Genomic DNA, 18,213 nt, shown 5'->3' on the forward strand with positions numbered 1-18,213 from the left:
GACGAACTGGGATATCTGCCCATGAGCCGGCAGGCACGCTACAACCTCTTTCAGCTGGTCAACGCCCTTTACGAATACCGTTCCGTGATCATCACCACCAACAAGGAGTTTACCGCCTGGGGCGAGTTCTTCCATGACGACAACGTCGTTGTGCCCATCGTGGACCGCCTCATTCACCATTCACACATCTTCATCATGGGAGGGGAAAGCTATCGACTGAGACAGAAACGACAAGGCTGATTTTTTTGTCCCAAGTGGGTCAAAATTGTTGTCCAAAAAAGGGTCAAAATAACTGGCCATTGACAACAAAAAAACCGCTACCTGCTCATTACGGGAAAATTCCCTCCCCGAAAGGGTGGATCCAACACCACTTTCGAAGAAGTCCATAAAAGGATCGGCTACCCTTGGAAAGGGTGCCGTTTCTCGACGGGCTTGGTGTAAACGTAATGCATGTGATGGTGGGAAGCGGGGCCGGACGAGGCCTCCCTTCGCGAGAAGGCGGTTCGATGCGGCGTAGCCGACGGGATCCGCCTCTTGGGATCCATGTCCATGGGTAAGGCCGTGATCACCAGCCGTTCCCAGGGTATTGTCGATGATTATCTGCACGGGCTGACGGCAATGGAAGTTCCCGCGGGGGCCTGGAAGGCGATGAGGGGAGCATCATGAGGCTGTGACATGACCCCGGAAAATTGCTGTGGCTGGGGTGAAACGCAAGACAAATGGTACTGCCCGGTGATATTCGCATGCCCTATAAAAAGGGGCAGGATCTCTGTGTCTTTCCTGCAGGCAGTCGAGGCGGACAATCAGACTTGGAGGATATCATCATATGGATAGGGATCGACTCGTCCAGGAAATGCATACCTATAATTGGATGCATACCATCGACTTGGGAAATGGCGTCGTAACGCCCGGGAAATGGCCCGTAAACCAGCGAATCCTGAAAGCATTCCAAGAAATAGATTTTTCAGGGAAGAAGGTTCTGGACGTGGGAACATGCAATGGGCTTTGGTCCTTTGAGGCGGAGAAAAGAGGTGCGGCGGATGTCTATTCCATCGATTATTTGACCCACGTGAATTATTGGTGCAGCCCGGCGTTCAAGTTTGCCCATAAAGTCCTGGGGTCCAGGGCTCAATATTATCCTGACCTCAATGTATATGACGTCGAGCAACTTGGCATCAATGACTTTGATGTCGTAATATTCTGCGGAGTGTATTATCACTTGAAAAATCCCTTGCTGGCCTTGTCGAAGCTAAGGAAAGTAATGAAGACGGGGGGCATGATTATTGTCGAAGGGTCTATATACTCTGACGATAAAGATTGTTACGCCACCTACCATTATAAAAATATTCTGAATCATGACAAAAGCAACTGGTGGGTCCCGTCTCATCGGTGCTTGAGAGAGTGGGTGGAATCTTCGTTCTTTGACATCAGGAAAGAGTGGGTGCCTGAGATAAATAACAGTTTCGTGATGCGTATCAAAGATATGATGAAGCGTATTATGGGTAAATATGACAGGCGGGTGGATAGGATAGTCATGATCGCTGAGGCTGTTCGTCGGCATGACGAAATGTACAGATCGCCTGACCCCGATCTGCTGGAATTTTTTCCTGAGGAGAGCTAGGTTGGATGATAGATGTGGAGCCTGAAACCATATTAAGTAAGATATAAATCGGCCTCCAGGGATTAGAGTAGTCCGTGCGTTAGAAGTTAGATTGAGAAATTGACAATTCCCAAAGGGCCATATAAGGATCAAGCCTCATTGGAAAATAAAAGAAAGCGTTACCTTGTCATTACGGAAAAATTCCCTCCCCGAAAGGGTGGATCCAACACCACTTTCGAAGAAGTCTATAAAAGGATCGGCGACAAGGGAACCCACATTGTGACGACCGACCAACCCGGGGCCGCGGACTTTGATAAGAAAAGCCCCAATACGGTGCATCGGCTACCCTTGGAAAGGGTGCCGTGGCTTCGGCCTGAGTCCCTACTGATTTATGCGAGGTTGCTCCGAAAGTCCCTGTCACTTGCGTGGACTCACATCTTTGACGAGGTCCACTGTGGCCGGGTGCTTTCTGAGGGGTTTGTGGGATGGATCGTCTCGCGGATGCGGCGCCTCCCTCTCCTGATCTATGCCCACGGGGAAGAGATCACCACTTGGCGCACCCCCGCCAAATACCGGCTCATGCGGTTTGTCTTCCGCAAGGCGGATGCCCTCTTGGCAAATAGCCGGTTCACGGCTCGCCTTCTTCAAGACCTGGGAGTCGACAAACATAAGATTCATGTGGTCTATCCCGGAGTGGACCTGGACTTTTTTCGTCCCTGCGCCGACAAGGCGAAGGTCCGACAAGGGATGGGGATTGACAACGGACAGGCGATCATCCTTTCCGTGGGGCGCCTCACCCGAAGGAAGGGATTTCATCAGGTGATCCAGGCCCTACCGATTCTCAAGGATCTCGGTGTGAACGCAACTCATGTGGTGGCAGGAATCGGTCCGGACGAGGCGTTCCTTCGTGAGACGGCGGTTCGGTGCGGCGTAGCCGACCGGGTTCGCTTGTTGGGGCCCGTGCCCGACGAGGAACTCCTTTTCTGGTACCAGGCGGCGGACGTCTTCGCCATGCCCAACTATGATGTGGGAAACGACACGGAAGGCTTCGGCAAGGTTTACGTGGAGGCGTCGGCGTGCAAGACGCCCCCCATCGCGGGCCTGACCGGAGGAACGGGTGATGCCGTGATCCACGAGGTGACGGGGTTTCGGGTGGACGGTTCCTCCGTTTCGGCCGTTGCGGAAGCGCTCCATCGGCTGCTCACCGACACCGAGTTGAACCGGCAGCTGGCCGAACAAGGCTATGAAAGGGCACATCGGGAATTCTCCTGGGATGTTTCGGCACAAAGGACGGCGGACATTCTGGGCAAGGGGAAAAAGACATGAGCGCACAGGTCGGCCCCCCGCTGTGGATGCGGGTAATCAACAAAGTACGCCGCCTCATCGAAGGCCCGCCGGTCCGGGAAAAGACCGTGGTGAAGGTCGTGGATCCTTCCGCACGAAAGCGTTGCCCGCCGAGCTTCTTGATCGGGGTCTACCGCTCAGGGACCACCCTCCTTCGTTATGTTCTGGACAGCCACAGTCGGATCGCCGTGCCGCCCGAGACCAATTTCCTCAACAGTCTGGCCGAAATGTGGGGTTCCGACTGGATGCGCAAGGGACTCCGTGGCGTGGGCGTGGATGAGGAGGGCCTGTTGGAGCGTCTTCGCGACTTCGCCTGGACCATCTACGATGACTACGCTCTGGCCAAGGGCAAGGCCCGCTGGGTGGACAAGACCCCCTCGTATGTGGACATCCTCGATTTCATCGACCTGCTCTTCGGGGCCCAATGCCGCTACATCATGCTCTACCGCCACGGCCTGGACGTGGCTCAATCCATGGCGGCCGTTCACGCCAACGACGGCCTGGGGGGACCGGCCAGGCGCTATGCGGAAGAGTTCACCCGTTCGCCCCGCCTGGCCTTCACTCACTATTGGAAGGATCAATGCGGGAAGATGATCGACTTTGAGCGGCGTCATCCGGATCGCTGCCACCGGATTCGATACGAGGACTACGCGGAAGACCCCGACCGATACCTTCCGCCCGTCTTTGAGTTCCTGGGCGAGGCTTGGGAACCTGGCGTGCTGGCCTATCACAAAAGGCCCCATGACTTCGGCCTGCAGGATCACAAGATTGAAACAGCGCGCGGGTTCAAGCCCAAGACGAAGACCTACCGGCATTGGGACCGGGAGGAGATCTCGGAAGCGACTCGGATCGCGGCTCCGGTTCTGGAACAGCTGGGATATCCCGTGCCATGAAAAGAATGCGCCGGGAAATCCGTCTCTTCCTGATGATCGGCTGTGTGTTGGCGCTCTCCCGTAGCGCTGGGGCCGGGGGGAAAAATGTCGCGGCGGGCCGTCTCACGTGCTTCGAGAGGGGAATCCCCGTGGCCCGCGAAAGCCGCCTGGGATTCCGGCCGGTGGACGCCAGGGTGATGCGCTGGGCGGCCGGAGACGATGTGGACGGAACGGGACGGGCCGTTGTGGAGCTCACGCCCGAGCACCGCTCCGTCTTCTTCCAGGCGGGGATTCGAAGGCTTTATCTTTTGAGCGGGTCCGGGCGTTACGTTCCCGGGGGCGCCGACGTACTTCGGTTTTGGGTTCGGATTCCTTCCGGTTCCCCCCTTCTTTCAAAAACCGGGGAGAGAACGTTCGGAGTGTGGACCTACCACTGGAAGCCGGGCGATGAGCACGTGGGGGGACCGAGCAATCGGGGGCTGGCCACCGATTCCATGATGCACGGTTATGCGGAATTTTCCTTCCGGCCGGAGTGCTCCGGGCGATGGATCCGGGTTCAACTTTCCGAGAAGGCCTTCCAGAAGCAGCGCGATTACTACCACTGGTACGCCGCCTCGGGCGTGACCGCTCCCTACGACTTCTGGGCCACCCTACGCCAGGTTCAGTTCGTCAGTCTGGGAGATGGGGATGCGGAACGGGCGGATTGGGAGCTGGACTGCCTGGGCCTGGAGCGCCGACCGCGGCTGGTGGAGGTGGACCCATCCTTCCACCGGGCCGTGGCGCCGCCGGGCGGCGAAATCCGCGTGCCCGTCCGGATCACCAACCCCACTTCAAGGGACCGCTCCTACCGCTATTTCATATCCAGCGCCCTGGGGGCCGACCGGGAGACCCTTTACCAGATGGTGTGGAGGACCGACAGCCTGGTGCCCGCCCGGCTGGCCCAAAGAGCCGTGAAAGCCGGCGGGGGAGTCGGTGCCGTACGTCTCCATGACGCCTTCCTGCGCCCGGTGGGATACAAGGAAATTTCCGTTCGTGCGGGCGAAAGCTGGAAAGGCTACGTGGTGCACCGGATGCATCCCGGCATGCGAACGGGCGCGAAGAAAATTTCCTTTTCCGGGAAAAACTTTTCCGCAAGGCGGGACACCCTCATGACCACCCTTATTTTCTGGGATCCCCATGAGCCGATGAGTGGGGATGAAGCATGCCTTATCAACCCCGGAAGCAACGCCGACGAACCCGGACACCGAGCCCCTCCCGGCTTTCCGCGCCAAGAGCCGCCTCCTCCGGGATGGCGGAGCCGTGACGTGCCCCTCCACCAGCCCGGCGGAACCTTCGTTTCCATGATCCGTCTCGGGGAGGCCGCGTGAAGAGTCCGCTGAAGGCGAAAGAGATGAGGATACTCACGCTGTCTTCCGTCTATCCCAACCCTGCGCAGCCCTCCCTGGGCCTGTTCGTCCGCGAGCGGATGCGCCGCGTCTCAGAGCGGGGGGAAGACGTGAGAGTCGTGGCCCCCGTTCCCTACTTTCCGGCGGATCCCCTCATCCGGTCCGTCAGGAGGGGCTATCGCCCGGCGATCCCCGGCCGCGTGAGCCCGGAAAACGGTGCCGTGCTCCACCCCCCTTTCCTTTGCCCCCCGGGGGTGCTGAAAGGCCTGGACGGCTGCCTGTACGCCCTGTCGCTTCTGCCTGTTTTGCACAAGCTCCGCCGCCGGTTTCCCTTCCAGCTCATCGACGCCCACTTCACCTACCCGGACGGGGTGGCCGCGAGCTTACTGGCCCGCCGCTTTCGGGTTCCCTTCACCATCACCCTTCGGGGAACCGAGGTGCCCCATGCGCGGGAAGGATCCAAGAAGACTCAGATGATGCGCGCCTTTCGGCGGGCGGACGCCCTCATCGCCGTGAGCCGCTCCCTGGGGGAGCTGGCCGTGGAGCTGGGGGCGCACCCGGCCAAGGTCCATGTGATCCCCAACGGCGTGGACACGCGCCGGTTCCGTCCCATGCAAAGAGGAGAAGCCCGCCGGGCGTTGGGGCTTCCCGCAGGGGCGCCGGTGATCCTCACCGTGGGGGCGCTGGTGAGGAGGAAGGGCATCCACCGGGTGCTGGAGGTCATGCCTCGCCTTTGTCGCCGCCATCCCGATCTGGTCTACGTGGTGGTGGGCGGAGGCTCCGTGGAAGGGGACATGAGCGCGGAACTCATCAAAATGATCCGGGAAAGGAACCTGGGGGACCGCGTCCGGATGGAGGGGCCCCGGCCCCCTGAAATGCTTCCTGCCTACTATTCGGCGGCGGATCTCTTCGTTCTTCCCACCACCAACGAAGGATGGGCCAACGTGCTTGTGGAAAGCCTGGCCTGCGGCACCCCTGTCGTCACCACCGACGTGGGGGGAAACCGCGAGGTGATGTGCCGGGACACCCTGGGGATCCTCATACCGGCCGGGGACCCGGGGGCGCTTGAGGAGGCCCTGCTGTCGGGCCTTTCCCGCCCATGGGACCGAACGGCCATCGCCGCCCATGCGGCCCGCCGCGACTGGTCGCAGGTGGCCGACGAGGTGATCCGGATCTTCCGAAAGATTCTGCACGCGAACGAAACCCCGGGGACAAGGAAAGGATCGATGGGCTGATGTGCGGTATCGCCGGCATTTTGCATCGCGACGGATCTCCCCCGGACCCGGATCGACTGGTCCGCATGACACGCACGCTGACCCATCGCGGTCCCGACGACGAGGGCTACTACGTCCACGGGCGTCTCTGGAGTCCCGAACCCGGCCGCCATGCCTCCCTAGCCGAAACGCAAGGTCCCGCGCCTCTCCCCCCCGCCGATGACGCCCCCCCAGCCTCACGACTTCACGACTTCACGACTTCACGATTTCACGATTCCCCACTCCCCACTCCCCACTCCCTACTCTCCACTCCCCACTCCCCACTCCCCCCCATCGCCCTGGGCCACCGCCGTCTTTCCATCATCGATCTCCATGCAGGCCGCCAGCCTCTCACCAACGAGGACGGCACGGTCTGGGTCGTCTTCAACGGCGAGATCTACAACTTCCAGGAGCTGCGCGCTGAACTCATGGGGCGGGGCCATGTGTTCCGAACCCGCACGGACACCGAGGTGATCGTTCATGCCTACGAGGAATGGGGAACGGGCGCGGTGCAGCGTTTTCGGGGCATGTTCGCCATCGCCCTCTGGGACGGCCGGAAAAGCCGCCTGTGGCTGGTGCGGGACCGGCTGGGCAAGAAGCCTCTCTACTATGCGGACCTGGGCGGAAGGCTCTACTTCGCGTCGGAAATCAAGGCGATCTTGGCGGCGCTGGGGACGACCCCCGAGGTGGACGAGACGGCCCTTTGCGACTATCTGTCGCTCCAGTACATTCCGGCGCCCAAGACCATCTACCGGGACATACGGAAACTGCCCCCGGGCCACGAGGCGGTGGTGTCCGCTTCGGGCCTGACCGTTCGGTCCTACTGGGACCTCTCGTTCGAACCGACCGTTCAGGCGCGCAGCCAAGAGGATCTGGCAGACGCCCTCTACGGCCTCTTGCAGGAAGCGGTCCGCCTGCGCCTCATCAGCGATGTGCCCCTGGGGGCCTTTCTTTCCGGCGGAGTGGACTCTTCGGCCGTAGTGGCGCTCATGGCGGCCGCGTCCTCGGAGCCTGTCACCACCAACACCATCGCCTTCGATGTGGACGACTACGATGAGGCTCCCTTCGCGCGCCGGGTCGCCCGGCTTTTCCGCACCGATCACCATGAATTCCGGGTGACCCCGGAATGCCTGCCCGTCATCGACACCCTGGCCTGGCACTACGACGAACCCTTTGCCGACCCGTCGGCGGTCCCCACCTACTATGTGTCCAAGATGGCGCGTCGGGTGGTGACGGTGGCCCTTTCCGGCGACGGGGGAGACGAGAACTTCGCCGGATACAGCCGCTATCGATTCGATGTGGCGGAGGACCGAGCCCGGCGCTTCGTTCCCCGGATCCTACGCCGGGGGATCCTGGAGCCCCTGGCCGGCCTGTTTCCCAGAAGGCCCGATGTGCCGCGCTTCCTTCGGGCCGGGACGGTGCTTGCCAACGTGGCCAGGGATCCGGCGGACGCCTATTTCGCCTCCATGTCCGGGATGCCGGAAGAAGACAAGAACCGGCTTCTGAACGGCGACTGCCGCAAGGCGCTGAACGGCTACCGAACGGTGGACCTCTTTCGGGATCTCTACCGGAAGGCCCCGGCTCGGGACCATCTCTCCCGGCTTCAGTACATCGACTTCAAGACCTACCTGTGCGAAGACATCCTGACCAAGGTGGACCGGGCGAGCATGGCCGTGTCGCTGGAAGTCCGGTGTCCCATCTTGGATCATGTGTTTGTGGAATTCGCGGCGGGACTTCCTTGGCGCCTCAAGCTCAACGGCTTGCAGGGAAAGCACATCTTCCGGAAGGCTCTTCGGCGTTGCGTGCCGCCCGAGGTGCTGGATCGGAAGAAGAAGGGCTTTGCCGTGCCCGTGGGGGCGTGGTTCCGGGGGGAACTGAAGGAACATGCCCGGAGCCTGGTGGTGGAAGGGGAGGGGACCCGGCGGTTCCTGGATTCAGGGGTCGCGGCCGCCATGTGGGACGAGCACCAGGAAAACCGAAGAGATCGCAGCATGGAACTCTGGACCATCCTGATGCTCAACGCCTGGGCGAATCGGTTTCTGGCATCGCCGACATAGAACATCATGGAGAGGATGCGATGATCATTTCACACACGCATAAATTCATTTTTATAAAGTCCCTTAAGACTGCGGGTACCAGCGTGGAGGCTGCTCTCTCTCAACACTGCCAAGACCCGGACGTCGTGACTCCTTTGGGCGACTATAAATTCAATCGCGATGAGCAGGGGCGCTGGATCCATAAGTCTATGAATGCGGAAGGTTTCTGGCAACATGACCATGCCGTCTCAATCAGAAAGAAAGTCGGAGATTCAGTCTGGAAAGAATATTTTAAGTTTACGATAGTGAGAAACCCTTGGGATAGAGTTGTCTCGCTCTATTTCTGGCACTCCAGAAACAAACCGGAATTTAAACCACAAAGAAAAATTTATCACAAATTGGGCTGGCCATTCAACGAACTTCGAGAAATCCGCAAGGTATTTGATAAATTTGTCGAAGGAGAATGGGAGACTAATGATAAATTCTATCTTATTGACGGAGATCTATGTGTAGATTTTGCGGTTCGCTACGAAAATCTATCGGATGATTTGAACAAGGTGTGCCAAATCATCGGGTTGCCTCCACTGGAATTGCCCTCACTGAAAAAAGGATTTCGGCCGGATAAACATCATTATTCTGAGTATTACACCGAAAAGAGCAAGAAGATAGTGGCCGACCGCCACGCAAACGACATCAAGTTCTTTGGTTACGTGTTCGATGAGAGCTGAATCAGGGGCTAGGTTGAAGAGAATGGCTGGAAAACTTCCCGTCGGGCTGACATCATTGGGCGGATTAGGCGACACGCCCATCGAGCGGCGCTTGACACCATGGTGGGATGCGATCGATCCTGCCTACAAGAAAGCCTTTGCAGCGATTTTTTGTTGCAGCGTTCTAGCTTTTGGGTTTGAACTATTCAACTTGACCCTTCATCACGATGATCTCAATCATCTGATGGTGCAGAAACCACTTGTGGGCTACTACTTGGGCCGATTCGGTCATGCCTGGCTCTTTTACTACGTCCAAGGAGGCCGTTTCGTGCCCCTTCTCGACACGGTGGTGGGCACGTCCCTCATGGGGTTGTATGGTTTAGTGGTCGGGCATTTTTGGGGAGCGCGCAAAACCCTGGACCTTGCGCTTATCGGTTGTATTCTGAGTGTATTCCCTTACATGGCCCATGTGTATCAATACAATTCGGTCATGATCGCCTACCCATTGGCTCATCTTCTGAGCGCTCTGGCCGTCATTCTTTCCGTGAGAAAGCCGGTATTGTCGGTGCCGGCTGCCGCCTTCTTGTATATTCTTGCATTTTCCATTTATCAATCGGTACTAGCCAACGCCGTGACGATATTTTTGCTTTGGATTGTAATCAAGGTTCTTTTCTTCGATGGAGACCGCAGGACATTCCTATGTGATCTCGTCCGGCCGTGTGTCACCGCCATTCTGTCTCTGTTGGTGGGAGGAAGCCTTTACGCTCTGATTATATTTTTCATGAATATTCCATTCGACGCATCGCAGGGAGCGGATAGGGCTTTCAGCCTCACCTATCGCCTCCAGCATCCTGAGGAGATGCTGGCAGCAATGAAGAGCGTTTTCCAAGGAACCCGGGCCTTCTTCATGTGGCCGGAAAATTACTTTCCCAACGTTGTCAAGAGAATCCAGCTACTCCTTATTCTGTTGGCGGTATATGGATGCGGCCGATTGGTTGTTAAGCGGCCGGAAAAGGCCTTGGCACTGGCCTTGTTCTTCACGGCCTGCTTCACTCCGAGAACGTTGCAGATACTTCACCCCCGGGCCAATTACCATGTTCTGACGCTCACGGCATACGCCTTGGTCGTGGCGGGGGCCTTTTGGATCGTGAGTTGTTCCTGGCGGCGACCTCTGGCTCGGAACGTGGCAGTCCTTCTTTCAATAATCCTTGTCTTGGGCTATGCTGCGCAATGCAATTGGATCTCGACCGTCAATTATCTGAACACCCTTTCCCATTATTCCACCTTGACACAGGTCCTGGCTCGCCTGAGATCCCTGCCCGACACCCAATGGGACGGCAAGACAGTGGCCGTGGTGGGAAGTTACAATATGCCTTCAACGTTCCCATTCAAGCCGGCCACGGGTGTTGCCACGGAGTTCATGGACGCGAGGCACATGAGGCAATTGGCTTCCTTGATGCGTGATGAGGCTGTATTCATTCAGGCGGATTCTTCCATGCCCCAGGTCCTATCCTATGCCTCCAGTCACCCGCCGTGGCCGAAGCCGGGGAGTGTGGGCGTTGTCAACGGCATGGGGGTGGTTGTCTTTTCAAAAGATTGAACGGGAATCTTATCGTGAACATTCGACTTTAGGCCGGGAATATAAAAAAATGTTCGTTCCGTCGCCAAAGGTTCTTGTCCCTATCGCCATTGTCGCTACGGCACTGGCTCAAGTGCTACTAAAGAAGTCTTCATACTATGAAGTAAGAAGCTTCACATGGTTTGTATACATGGGGGCCAGTGGCGCAGTGTATTGCTTTTCTTTTATTCTTTATTCTAGAATACTAAAATATTTTGCTCTCAATAAAATTTATCCCGTGATGACGATCGCTCAGATCATGATCGTTTCGTTGGTGGGGCTTCTCATCGGTGAAGCCATGGGCGGCAGGCATGTACTCGGGCTAGCGTGCGGGATGGTTGCCATCTACCTCATTCTTTCCTGATAGTCTGTTTATCTGACACGCGACCTCGTTCCGTCCGTGTGCGCGGCCTATGGGGGCGAATAATCATTCGCCCCTATCAAGGGTCTGCTTGCCAAAGGTGCGTTTCATCTTTCATCGTCACGGGCCGCCCGTGATGGGGTTAATCTGGATCGAAGAGAGCGGGACCAGGATCCGATGAAATGCATCGTTGTGGGATCGGGGGTCAGCGGAGCGCATGCCGCGTTGACCTTGCTGGAGAGAGGATGCAACGTTGAGTTGTGGGATGTGGGACGGGAGGAACCTCCTTTCCCCCAAGACGGCGTCACCTTTCATGAACTCAAGGACATCGTGGAGGATCCTGTTTCCTACTTTCTTGGTGAATGTCTGGAGGGGATTATTGAACCCAACGCTCCGGAGCTTTTGCGCTACCCCCCATCCCGCGATTTTCTGGTCTCTCGGTCCGATCCCTTGTGGTGCTTTCTAGACACGAACTTCGTGCCCTATGTTTCCTATGCCAAGGGTGGGCTTGCCAATGGATGGGGGGCCAACGTAATGGCCTTCGACGACGATGACCTGAGTTGCTGGCCTATTTCATTTGCGGATCTGGAGCCCGCCTATCGTAAGGCGTCCAAAAGGATTCCGGTGTCGGGCCCGAATGAGGACGACCTGTCACCTTATTGTCGCGGGGTCTCCCCTTCCCAGCCGCCTGTCAAATTGTCCACCGCCGATCAAAAACTCATGGTCGCCTACGCGCGAATAAGAAAGCAATTTCTTCGACGGGGAATCAGACTGGGCAGGGCGCGGCTTGCCGTTGTGACCGACCAAAGATTCGAGAACGCCTGTGATTATTGTGACCGGTGCCTCTGGGGGTGCCCGAAGAAGGCAATATACAATCCGGCCGTGACCACCCTGGCGGATTGTAGGAAACACTCCGGCTTTCGATATCTTCCCAACCGGTTTGTCCTTTCCCTCGAGACGGATGACAACAGGGCGACCTCCATCCGGTATATGGATACCCGGACGGGACAAATCTTGCGGGAGACCTGCCACATTGTGTTTCTGGCCGCAGGTGCTTTGGGTACAGGATCCATCTTCCTTAGAACCTTGAATCGAACACGCCCCGATCTCGGCCCGGAAACGGTCGGCCTACTGGACACAGCGGTCGTCAAGCTCCCCTACGTCTTGATAAGAAACATCGGAGCTGCGGCAGACGCTCGATCCTTTCAGTTCAATCGTCTGATCATGGGTCTTGAGAATCGGGTGGAGGGATGGCCCACCTATATGCATGGGGAGGTGCTTCACCTGACCAGTCTCCTGTATCACCCACTTATTGAAAGAATGCCTTTCGGGAGCCGAACATCCAAAAATATTTTTTTCTCCATAAAGGCGGCGTTGGGAGTGGTGACGCTCTTCTTCCCGGATAGGATAGAAAGAGGGAACCGTCTGGTTCTTGCCGAAACCTCCGAGCCCATGGGGAAGGTTTTACCGGCATACGAGGATATCAGCGCCAAGGAGCATCTCGTGAATCGAGTGGTTTCTCGGGTTCATTCTGCTCTGCGGCGGTTGGGATGTATCCCCCGCGGTGTCTTTCGGTCTCGCCCGGGCGCGGGCATTCATTACGCAGGTACCGTCCCCATGGGGGAAGGCCCCAAGTGTTGTGATTCGCAAGGTCGTTCCAACTTGTTTTCCAACGTCTATATCGCCGATGGAGCGGCCTTTCCGTCCCTGCCGAGCAAGTCCATGACGCTGTCCCTTGCGGCCCATGCCACTCGTGTGGCCATGAAGGCAGATCTTTAAGTCGTCCATGGAACATGGAGGAACCATCCCCATGTGGGTGCGAGAGAAGGACTACGAGGAGATTTGCGCTTATCTGGGAGTCACGCCCAATCCCGATCTCTACCGAAAGCTGGTGCGGTATGTGGCGGACCGATGTAATGTGGAACGGGAGCAACGGGGTTTCTCAGCTTATTTAAGTGATCTGCGCCTGTCAAGATCCCGACTGGTGCCATTGGATCTACTCACCCGATTCATTTTTCCGGATCACCCGCTGCGCCGGATCCTGAACGCTGTGATCGCCTTGCATGAATGTAATGATCTCGGATACCGGCAAATGGCCGCCGCGGGGCCCGGATGGTTCCCAATCCTGACACTCGTTCGAGAGGGAGGAAGATTCCTTCTTTCCCTGTTGATCACTATCCCTTGGTCTGCATGGCACTATTCGGTCTACAAGCTCGAAAAGGCATGGCAGTCCAAGGATACTCTTAGAGGTAAGAGGGTTCTCATTACAGGCGTCAACGGAGGGCTCGGAAAAGAGCTCCTCTTTCACTGCCTGCGACAGGGAGCCCATGTCATCGGAACCTTGAGAACCGAGGCGTCCCGGCAGGAACTTGAACGATGCCTCCCTGTGTCCGCTTCCGTCACACTGCTGCTTGCCGACTTGGCTAGGGCCGACGCGCTGGTTTCCGCTCTCGAGAGAGCAGGGATCCTCCCTGATGCTCTTGATGTGGCCATACTGTGCGCGGGGACCAAGTACGATGAAACATCGGTTCTCGATATGGGTAAGCTGAGAGAAACCTTTCAGGTCAATCTCTTCTCCGCAGTCGAATTTGCGGGCTGGTTTCTTGCTGATACCCAGCGGATTGCTCCAACGGTGCCCACGCAAGGTATAAATTCGTCTCCCGCAGACCGTTTTCGGCCCCGTAAAAGGTTGGTGCTGGTCTCGAGCATGGGGCGGTGGCACGGTATGCCCTGGACCGGTGGATACAATGCTTCCAAGGCGGGGTTGAGCATCTGGTCCGAAAGTCTCGAGCAGGAATTGGCGGGAACGGACGGTTCTCCCTTGGAAGTTCTCATCGTCGAGCCGGGGATCTTTGAATCACGGATGCCCGTGCGCGGCCTGGGCCGCCTCTTGTCCATTTCCAGTGATCGTGTGGCCAGGCACATCCTTCAGGCCCTCGCAAAGGGAAAACGAATCATAAGACCGCCGCTATGGTTTGCCTTGCTGACTTGGGCCATCTGCCTTGGGGGAAGAAGCCTGCGCTGTCGTTTTTTCCGGAAGGCGGTCCGGGGAAGAGGAGACGATGTCGGCCGCTGCGAAACCAGCCTATCTGATCATCAATGCCGATGACTACGGCTATTTTGATTGCGTCAGCCGGGGAATCATCTACGCGGCGACTCAAGGTATGGTCACGGCAACGGGTGTGATGGCCACCTCTCCCCGACTGAGCCAACAGTGGGCATGGCTCCGGGAATCCGCCGATGTGGACATCGGAATACACCTGAACCTGACATGGGGGAGCCCCTTGACGTTGGATATGAAAAAGAAGTTGCTCTGCCGGAACGGAAGGTTTCCGGGAAAACGACATATTGTCCAGTCGCTGCTCATTGGGAGGATCAAGAAAGAGGAGATAGAGAAAGAGTGGCGCGCCCAGATAGAGAAGTGCCTCTTGCTGGGGATGCCCCTCCGTTTCATAAATTCTCATGAGCATATCCACATGTTTCCTCCACTGTACCAACGAGTTGTGGCGTTGGCCAATGAGTATCAAATAAGTCATGTTCGTTTTGTTGCTTCTGACAAGTTTGTTTTGTCCTCCGGTTCAGTTCTTGCTCGCTCTGTTGCCTTGGACATCTGCAATCGGCTTAATCGAAAATTCATGTGCAAGGCTACGCCGCAAATGCTGGGACTGTCATCAAGTGGCAAGCTGGGACCGAGTTGCCTGGAAAGACTCACTTCCCATCTGCAACCATATGGAATCTACGAACTCATGTGCCATCCAGGCTTTTTCAATGCTTCGGAAATCCGTTGCGGCGTGCTTCGGCGTTATCACGACTGGGAAGGCGAATTGCGTCTTCTGACGTGCCGTAAAACACGAGAGCGGTTGCAGCGCAGGAATATTGAGATCGTCGGCTATCGACACTTGGATGCCCTGAAGAGTTGAATTTGCACAGCCTATGGACGACCTTTGCCAATCTTTCTCCGGGCATGGGGGAGAACTCAATGGACCTGGAACGGACCGATTTCGTGAGTGTGGTGGTGCCGGCCCATAATGAAGCCGAGGGGATTGTGGGTACCCTGAAGGAGATTGCACGTGTTCTCGCAAGCTGCGGGGTGAAGTGGGAAATCATTGTGGTGGATGACGGAAGCCGGGACGGGACGTTTGATCGGGTTCGGGACCTGGCCGCGAGGGAAGGCCGCATCAAGGCGCTTCGCTTCAGCAGGAACTTCGGTAAAGAGTCCGCAATACTAGCCGGTTTGCGCGTTGCCCGGGGTCAGGCGGTCATTACCATGGATGCAGATCTCCAGCATCCTCCCCGATTGATTCCCCTCATGCTGGAGGCGTGGCGGGAGGGCTCTCGTGTTGTGGATGGCGTCAAGAAGAATCGGGCCGGGGACGGAATAGCTGCGAGACTTCGAGCCAAGGCCTTCAACGCGGTGCTGTCCAAGATGGGGGGTATCAATATCCATGATTCATCGGACTTCAAACTGCTGGATCGAGTCGTTGTCGATGCCCTTGCGAATCAGGTGCCCGAAAGGCGAAGGTTCTATAGAGGACTGGCCGATTGGGTGGGATATTCCCACGCAAGCATTCCTTTCGATGTGGAACCCCGCGCGCAGGGAGTGGGGAAATGGTCCTTGCTGAAGCTGATTGAATTGGCCACCACGGCGACCGTCTCTTTTACCAGCGCTCCCCTCAGGATTGTCACCCTGCTCGGATTGTTGACCCTCGTCTTCGGTTTCAGTGTAGGGACTGAGGCCCTGATTGGCTGGTTCCGTGGCAGGGCCGTTTCCGGCTTTACCACCACCATCTCGACGCTGCTCATATTGGGAAGCTTTATTATGATCAGTCTTGGAATAATCGGAGAATATATCGCCAAGATTTATGATGAGATCAAGGCGCGACCTTACTATTTAGTGGAAGACAGTGTCGGTTTCAGTCCGGGCAAGTCTGAAGACTTTGTGCCCGCACAACCGAGAAATGCCGGTGCCAATTAAAGGGAAAGGCGTTTTCGTGCGAGGAGCCGAATGGGAGTGCGAGGCAGCGGGATGAATTTAGAAGCGCTTGGAAGACTACCAACGAAAGGCTTTGTATATATAACGCTCGCATTGCTCTTGCTTGCGTTTTCTTCCTTACTCCTCTACCAAAACAGGATCTCTGCAGAAGGAAACTTTAGCGAATGCCCTCTGCCGGCACAGGTGACCCAACGCCTTTTTGACATAGGCGTCGTGGACGCCAATGGTGACCAGTTCCTTGACATCTACACATCAAACCATCACTTCAGGCAAGTGCTCTGGATCTCGGACGGTAGGGGATTCTACAGGGACGTGGTTTCGGAATGGGGTCTCGACCAGGACAGAAACTTTCCTCTGGCCGAACTGGCCTATCGGAAGCCTGAATTTGATAAGAGCGGGGTTTACGTTTACTGGTATGGCACACAAATCGTCATCGTCCATAAACAAGGAAAGGACGTGGGGCGGTGGCATGGGCGGCTGGTTCTCTACGACCCTGTAAAGATCGTAGGCAACAAAGGATTTCAAGTCGCCATAAAAGGGAACTCATCCTACTGTGCTGAGAATATTGTCGAATTTTCCCCAAACGGCGATGGGAAAATGGTCTTGAGGCCCGGAGGACAAGGTCTCCCCCTCCATTTTTCCTTTTCCGGAGGCATCACAGCCGATCAGCTTTATGTAGGACAAGGCAAGGTCTCTCCCCCGACCACTCATTTTTCCTTGAGTATGCAAGACCGTCACGCGATGGCATGGGCGGATATCAACGGCGATGGCAGAATGGATATCTACATCAACCGCGGGGCTTTGAGCGGAACCCTCGTAGCATGCCCGGAACCTATAAGGAAAAAGATAAAGGATGAGTTCTTGGTTAGTCGACCCGAGGGTACATATGAAGATGTGGCTTCGATTGTCGGCTTCGAGAAAAAAGGGTGTTCCGGAAGACATGCCAACTGGGTAGATGTCAACGGAGATAATCGATTGGACTTGTTTGTCAACTGCTATGATCGAGACCATGTGGAAGGGGAATTCCCCAAACAACTTTATGTCCAGGATAAGGATGGTTATTTCCACGACGTCGCCGAAGAAATAGGGCTTGGCCTTCCAGAAAAACAGATCGGAAGCTACGTCTGGATCGATGCGGAAGACGATGGCGACGCTGACCTGGTCGCCTTTCAGGACGAAGGGATCTGCCTATATCGGAACCGCAATGGTAAATATGTAGCGGAATGGATACTGAAAAGGCCCTTGGGGTCGGCGGAGAGAATCGGTGCCAGTACGAGCAATCGTTGGTTTTTCGACGGAAAGATGACGGCCGCGGACTTCGATGCAGACGGGGACCTGGATATCTTTTCAGCATCCCGTCGCGGAAATGTGTTCCTGCGCAACGAGAAAGGCAATTTCGCTATAGTCGACGTTGCTGGAGTCGGGCTCCCGAGAACGAGCATGGCGGCAAACTGGGTCGATTATGACAACGACGGCAGGATGGACCTCTATGTTTTCCCCCAAGGGCTCTTCCAACAGGATGCCAGTGGTTCTTTTCATAAAACGGGAATCCTTGCGTTCGCGGAAAATGAAAAATACATGGCCGCCTTGGTGAACTGGTTCGACATGGACAATGATGGGCGGAGAGACGTGTTGCTGGCGCTTCACGAAAACCCCGATTACAGACCCTGGTGGATTTTATCGTCCAAGAGAATACATCCTGAGCAATGGAAACTCCTGCTGTATAAGAACCTGAGTGCCAATAATCATTGGCTTCAGATTGATCTTTCACAAGACCACGGAAATAGACATGGCATTGGCGCGGTGGTCACGATTTTCACCCCTGGAGGCTCTCAGATGCAGCAGGTGGGAACGAACGAAGGGTCGTTCTTTTCCCAGGGGCACTATAGACTCTACTTTGGTCTGGGTGAACACCCCAAGGCGGATCGGATTGAAATTCGATGGCCGGACGGATGGAAACAAGTGATGCACGATGTTCCCGTTGATACGATACTCGTTGTGGATAGAGATTCAGATTTTTCACATGGGTCCTAACACACTTAAT

The 18,213-nt window shown here is 56.4% G+C and carries 15 protein-coding genes; all 15 read left to right on the top strand.

The genetic code is table 11. The features are described 5' to 3' along the window. On the top strand, positions 1-240 hold a 240-nt coding region (locus tag BUB04_RS04590; RefSeq protein ID WP_178371904.1), incomplete at its 5' end, for an ATP-binding protein. 586 nt (positions 241-826) lie between these two features. Continuing rightward, a complete protein-coding gene (locus tag BUB04_RS04595) occupies positions 827-1,621 on the top strand; it encodes a class I SAM-dependent methyltransferase (protein ID WP_073037428.1) in 795 nt (264 codons plus the stop codon). 138 nt (positions 1,622-1,759) lie between these two features. Then, positions 1,760-2,926 carry a glycosyltransferase family 4 protein gene (locus BUB04_RS04600; protein ID WP_073037429.1) on the top strand — a complete coding sequence of 389 codons (1,167 nt, stop codon included), beginning with the start codon at positions 1,760-1,762 and terminating at the stop codon, positions 2,924-2,926. Next, the gene (locus tag BUB04_RS04605) at positions 2,923-3,837 is read left to right on the top strand and encodes a sulfotransferase family protein (RefSeq protein WP_073037431.1); all 915 of its coding nucleotides are present in this window, start codon (positions 2,923-2,925) and stop codon (positions 3,835-3,837) included. Before BUB04_RS04600 ends, BUB04_RS04605 begins: the two co-directional genes overlap by 4 nt. Before the next feature lie 128 nt (positions 3,838-3,965). Then, entirely contained in the window at positions 3,966-5,183 is a 1,218-nt protein-coding gene (locus BUB04_RS04610) for a hypothetical protein (RefSeq protein ID WP_143156352.1), read from the top strand. Then, positions 5,180-6,436, top strand: coding sequence for a glycosyltransferase family 4 protein (locus tag BUB04_RS04615; protein WP_143156353.1), 1,257 nt, complete (start codon positions 5,180-5,182; stop codon positions 6,434-6,436). The genes BUB04_RS04610 and BUB04_RS04615 overlap by 4 nt, the downstream gene beginning before the upstream one ends. Beyond that, entirely contained in the window at positions 6,436-8,511 is a 2,076-nt protein-coding gene (asnB, locus tag BUB04_RS04620) for an asparagine synthase (glutamine-hydrolyzing) (RefSeq protein ID WP_073037434.1), read from the top strand. The genes BUB04_RS04615 and asnB overlap by 1 nt, the downstream gene beginning before the upstream one ends. Positions 8,512-8,531: 20 nt before the next feature. Beyond that, positions 8,532-9,218, top strand: a complete 687-nt coding sequence (locus BUB04_RS04625; protein ID WP_073037435.1) for a sulfotransferase family 2 domain-containing protein — start codon at positions 8,532-8,534, stop codon at positions 9,216-9,218. Between the two features lie 22 nt (positions 9,219-9,240). Then, entirely contained in the window at positions 9,241-10,797 is a 1,557-nt protein-coding gene (locus BUB04_RS04630; RefSeq protein ID WP_073037436.1) for a glucosyltransferase domain-containing protein, read from the top strand. Next, entirely contained in the window at positions 10,778-11,179 is a 402-nt protein-coding gene (locus tag BUB04_RS04635; RefSeq protein WP_143156354.1) for a DMT family transporter, read from the top strand. The genes BUB04_RS04630 and BUB04_RS04635 overlap by 20 nt, the downstream gene beginning before the upstream one ends. A 222-nt stretch (positions 11,180-11,401) precedes the next feature. Next, on the top strand, positions 11,402-12,955 hold the full coding sequence (locus BUB04_RS04640; RefSeq protein ID WP_178371905.1) for a GMC oxidoreductase: 1,554 nt from the start codon (positions 11,402-11,404) through the stop codon (positions 12,953-12,955). A 31-nt stretch (positions 12,956-12,986) separates the two neighbouring features. Then, entirely contained in the window at positions 12,987-14,285 is a 1,299-nt protein-coding gene (locus BUB04_RS04645; protein WP_073037441.1) for an SDR family NAD(P)-dependent oxidoreductase, read from the top strand. Continuing rightward, positions 14,239-15,096 carry a carbohydrate deacetylase gene (locus BUB04_RS04650; protein WP_084076185.1) on the top strand — a complete coding sequence of 286 codons (858 nt, stop codon included), beginning with the start codon at positions 14,239-14,241 and terminating at the stop codon, positions 15,094-15,096. The genes BUB04_RS04645 and BUB04_RS04650 overlap by 47 nt, the downstream gene beginning before the upstream one ends. A gap of 59 nt (positions 15,097-15,155) precedes the next feature. Continuing rightward, positions 15,156-16,151, top strand: coding sequence for a glycosyltransferase family 2 protein (locus BUB04_RS04655; RefSeq protein ID WP_073037445.1), 996 nt, complete (start codon positions 15,156-15,158; stop codon positions 16,149-16,151). 51 nt (positions 16,152-16,202) lie between these two features. Beyond that, on the top strand, positions 16,203-18,203 hold the full coding sequence (locus BUB04_RS04660) for a CRTAC1 family protein (RefSeq protein ID WP_178371906.1): 2,001 nt from the start codon (positions 16,203-16,205) through the stop codon (positions 18,201-18,203). Positions 18,204-18,213: the final 10 nt, after the last annotated feature.

The organism is Desulfacinum infernum DSM 9756, assembly GCF_900129305.1.
Lineage (GTDB): Bacteria > Desulfobacterota > Syntrophobacteria > Syntrophobacterales > DSM-9756 > Desulfacinum > Desulfacinum infernum.